The following is a 3759-nucleotide window of genomic DNA, read 5'->3' as shown; positions in this document are numbered from 1 at the left end:
AACACCTATAATACCCGCCGCCAGAGCTTCCCCGCCGTGCTGGCCGCCGCATCACTCGGCTTCGGACCGATGGACCTGTTCAACATGCCGGAGTCCGAGCGCGAAGTGCCGAAGGTCGCGTTGCGCTGAGAGGACGAGGTGCATGAGCGCCACCACCGACTTCGTCGCCGCCCAGAACCAGAACCGCCGCAACACGATGGTGCTGCTGGCGGTCCTCACGCTGCTGGCGGGCGGGATCGGCTATCTGGTCGGCGCGCTGCTGGAGGGCGAGTCCTCGGGCTCGCTGCCGGCCGTGAGCCAGGTCGGCATCGCGGCCGCCGGCCTGATGGCTGCGATCAGCGTCGGCTGGAGCGCGATCTCGCTGGCGGTGGGCGACAAGATGGTGCTGTCCATGGCCGGCGCCAAGGTGATCGAGAAGCAGGACGCGCCGCAGCTCTACAACGTGGTCGAGGAAATCTCGATCGCCGCGGGCGTGCCGATGCCCCGGGTCATGGTGCTGGAGACCGACGCTCTGAACGCCTTCGCTACCGGCAACAGGATCGGCAGCGGCACCATCGCGGTCACGCGCGGGTTGCTCAATTCACTGAACCGCGACGAGCTGCAGGGCGTGGTCGCGCACGAGATGGCGCATCTGCGCAACCTCGACACGCGCTACATGGTCGTCGTCGGTGTCACCGTCGGCCTGATCGCGCTGGTCTGCGACATGGCGCTGCGCACGATGAACCTGGGCCGGATGCGCAGCGACGATCGCAAGGGCAGCTCGGGCGGCGGCATCCTGATCATCGTGCTGCTGGTGGTCGCGATCCTGGCGCCGCTGGCGGCCAAGGCGGTGCAGATGGCGGTCTCGCGGCAGCGCGAATATCTCGCCGATGCGACCTCCGTGCAGTTCACGCGCAATCCCAATGGTCTCATCTCCGCGCTGGGCAAGCTCGCGGAGAAGGCAGCCCCTTTTCCCGGAGTGAGTCGTGCCACGCAACATCTCTTCATCGTCAATCCGATCAGCCAGTTCACCGCCAAGACGCCGGCGCTTCTCGCCACGCATCCCGATATCGAGGATCGCATCGCTCGCCTGCGCAATCTGGGTGGCTAGCACCGGGCTCGCGGCGGCGTTCGACCTGCAGGGCCATCGCGGCGCGCGCGGGCTGGCGCCCGAGAACACGCTGGCCGCTTTCAAGCTGGCGCAGGATCTCGGCGTCACGACCCTCGAGACCGATCTCGCGGTGACGCGCGATGGTGTCGTCGTCATCAGCCATGACCCCTATCTCAATCCCGACCTGGTGCGTGGGCCGGACGGCCAGTGGCTCGCCGCGGCGGGCCCCGCCATCCGCACGCTGAGCCTGGACGAGCTGAAGCGCTACGACATCGGCCGCATCAACCCGGCCAGCAAGTACGCCCAGCAGTTCCCGGAGCAGAAGCCGGTCGACGGCCAGCGCTTCCCGACCCTGACCGAGTTCTTCGCGCAGGCCGCACCCGGAGTCCGGTTCAACATCGAGATCAAGACCGATCCGGGCAAACCCGACCTCACGCTCGATCCGGCCCCTTTCGCGAAACTGGCGGTCGAGGGCATCCGCAAGGACAAGGCCGAGGCCCGCAGCACCCTGCAGTCGTTCGACTGGCGCGGCCTGATCGAGGCCCGGAAGCTGGCGCCCGAGATCGCCACCGGCTGTCTCAGCATCGAGAGCACCAATTTCGATACGGTGCAGCGCAGCGGCGGCCGGCCTTCGCCCTGGCTGGGCGGGCTCGACCTCGCCGCCCATGGCGGCTCCGTACCGCGGCTCGCCAAGGCGGCCGGCTGTGCGATCTGGTCGCCGTTCTGGCGCAACGTCACGGCGGATAACGTGAAGGAAGCGCACGGGCTCGGACTCAAGGTCGTGCCCTGGACCGTGAATGTCCCGGCCGAGATGGGGCGGCTGATCGAGCTCGGGGTGGACGGGCTGATCACCGACTATCCCGATCGCGGGGCCCAGATTCTCAGCTCCAAAGGCCTGAAAGCCCGCTAGGCGGTTGACTCGGGCCGCATCTGTGTTCTGTATACAGACATGCGCCCCATCCTTCCCGAGCCCGATCTTTCCGAGCGAATTCACGATTCGGTCCTCGAAGCGATCTGCTCCGGGGAGCTGAAATCCGGAGCCCGCATCACCCAGGAGGAGATCGCCCAGCAGTTCGGCGTGTCGCGCCAGCCGGTCCTGCAGGCGATGATGCTGCTGCGCCGCGAAGGCTTCCTGATCGATGCCGGCCGCAAGGGCGTCTGCGTCGCCCCGCTCGACGTCCAGCAGGCGCGCAATCTCTACGTCGTCCGCGCCGCCCTCGACGGCGCCGCCGCCCGGCTCGCCGCCAGCAATTACACGCCGCACCTCGTCCAGCGTGGCCGCGCCCTGCTCGATGTCGGCCGCCGCGCGGTGGCGAGCGGTTACGTGCCGTCGGTCATCGAGGCCGACATCGATTTCCATCTCTTCGTCTATGAAGCCTCGGGCAATCCCGTGATCGGCGAGACCGCCCAGCCGCACTGGCAGCATCTGCGCCGGGTGATGGCCGCGGCCTTGAGCGAAGAGGATCTGCGGATCAGTGTGTGGGACGAGCATGAGGGCATCCTGCGCGCGCTCGAGGCCGGGCAGGCAGCCGAGGCCGAAGCGCTGTGCCGCGGCCATGCCGAACAGATGGCTGACATCCTGACGAAACGATTGAAGATCGTGATTTCCCGCGCCGCGTAAAGACGGCGCTTTCTACAAAGCAAAACGACAAGGCAAAGGAGGAACCGCCATGAAGCTCACCTCTGAGCAGCTGAAGCAATTCGACGAAGAGGGCTATCTCTTCTTCCCCGACTATTTCTCGCCGGAAGAGACCCAGATCCTGAAGAACTCGGTGCCCGAGGTCTTCGCCCAGCGCCGGCCCGAGAACGTGCGCGAAAAGAGCGGCGACGTGGTGCGCACCGCCTTCGCCGTCCACACCTATCATCCGGTGTTCGAGGCGCTGGTCCATCATCCGCGCTTCGTCGAGCCGGCCGAGCAGCTCCTGAAGGACAAGACCTACATCCACCAGTTCAAGATCAACGGAAAGGCCGCCTTCGACGGCGACGTCTGGCAGTGGCACCAGGATTACGGCACCTGGAAAGCCGACGACGCCATGCCCGAGCCGCGCGCCATGAACCTCGCGGTGTTCATCGACGAGGTGAACGAGTTCAACGGCCCGCTCTGGTTCATCCCGAAGAGCCACAAGAAGGGTGCGATCGAGGCCAGCCACGATCTCACCACCACGTCGTATCCGCTGTGGGTGATCGACAACGACACCATCGCCAAGCTGGTCGACCAGGGCGGCATCGTCGCGCCCAAGGGCGGCCCGGGCTCGGCGATCTTCTTCCACGGCACGCTGGTCCATGGCAGCGGCCCCAACATGTCGCCGTGGGACCGCCAGATCATCTACGTGACTTACAATTCGGTTAGCAATGCGATCCGCCAGTTCAAGCGGCCCGAGTACATCGCGCATCGCGACTTCACACCGGTCGACGCCTGGGAAGACGATGCGGTGATCCGCGCCGTCAACCGCAAGGTCGCGGCAGAATAATCAAGAAACGCCGGAGGAAACCATGAGTCTCCATCGCATGCTTCTGGCCCGCGCGGCCGAAGCCAATCCGCTGCGCATCGGCGTCATCGGCGCCGGCAAGTTCGGCTCGATGTACCTGTCGCAGATCCCGACCACGCCGGGCATCCACCTGCTGGGCATCGCCGATCTCTCGCCCGACCGCGCGCGCGAGAACCTGGC

5 protein-coding genes are annotated in these 3759 nt (G+C 66.3%); all 5 read left to right on the top strand.

All coding sequences use genetic code 11. From position 1 onward, the window contains the following. Positions 1-129: LemA family protein (locus tag VNQ78_RS21635; protein WP_414694112.1), on the top strand; the 129-nt coding region annotated here is incomplete at its 5' end. A 13-nt stretch (positions 130-142) separates the two neighbouring features. Beyond that, on the top strand, positions 143-1090 hold the full coding sequence (locus VNQ78_RS18665; RefSeq protein ID WP_325692625.1) for a M48 family metallopeptidase: 948 nt from the start codon (positions 143-145) through the stop codon (positions 1088-1090). Next, positions 1083-2000: a glycerophosphodiester phosphodiesterase gene (locus VNQ78_RS18660; RefSeq protein WP_325692623.1), complete on the top strand. Its 918-nt coding sequence runs from the start codon at positions 1083-1085 to the stop codon at positions 1998-2000. The genes VNQ78_RS18665 and VNQ78_RS18660 overlap by 8 nt, the downstream gene beginning before the upstream one ends. A 39-nt stretch (positions 2001-2039) precedes the next feature. Further along, positions 2040-2711 (top strand): GntR family transcriptional regulator, encoded by a 672-nt coding sequence (locus tag VNQ78_RS18655; protein ID WP_325692621.1) that lies wholly within the window; start codon positions 2040-2042, stop codon positions 2709-2711. A gap of 49 nt (positions 2712-2760) precedes the next feature. Next, complete coding sequence (locus VNQ78_RS18650) at positions 2761-3561, top strand: phytanoyl-CoA dioxygenase family protein (protein WP_325692619.1); 801 nt, start codon at positions 2761-2763, stop codon at positions 3559-3561. Positions 3562-3759 lie beyond the last annotated feature (198 nt).

Source organism: Paracoccus sp. (in: a-proteobacteria), from assembly GCF_035556475.1.
GTDB lineage: Bacteria > Pseudomonadota > Alphaproteobacteria > Rhodobacterales > Rhodobacteraceae > Paracoccus.
The sequence above is the reverse complement of the archived record's forward strand: the minus strand, read 5'-3'. Positions and strand labels throughout refer to the sequence as shown.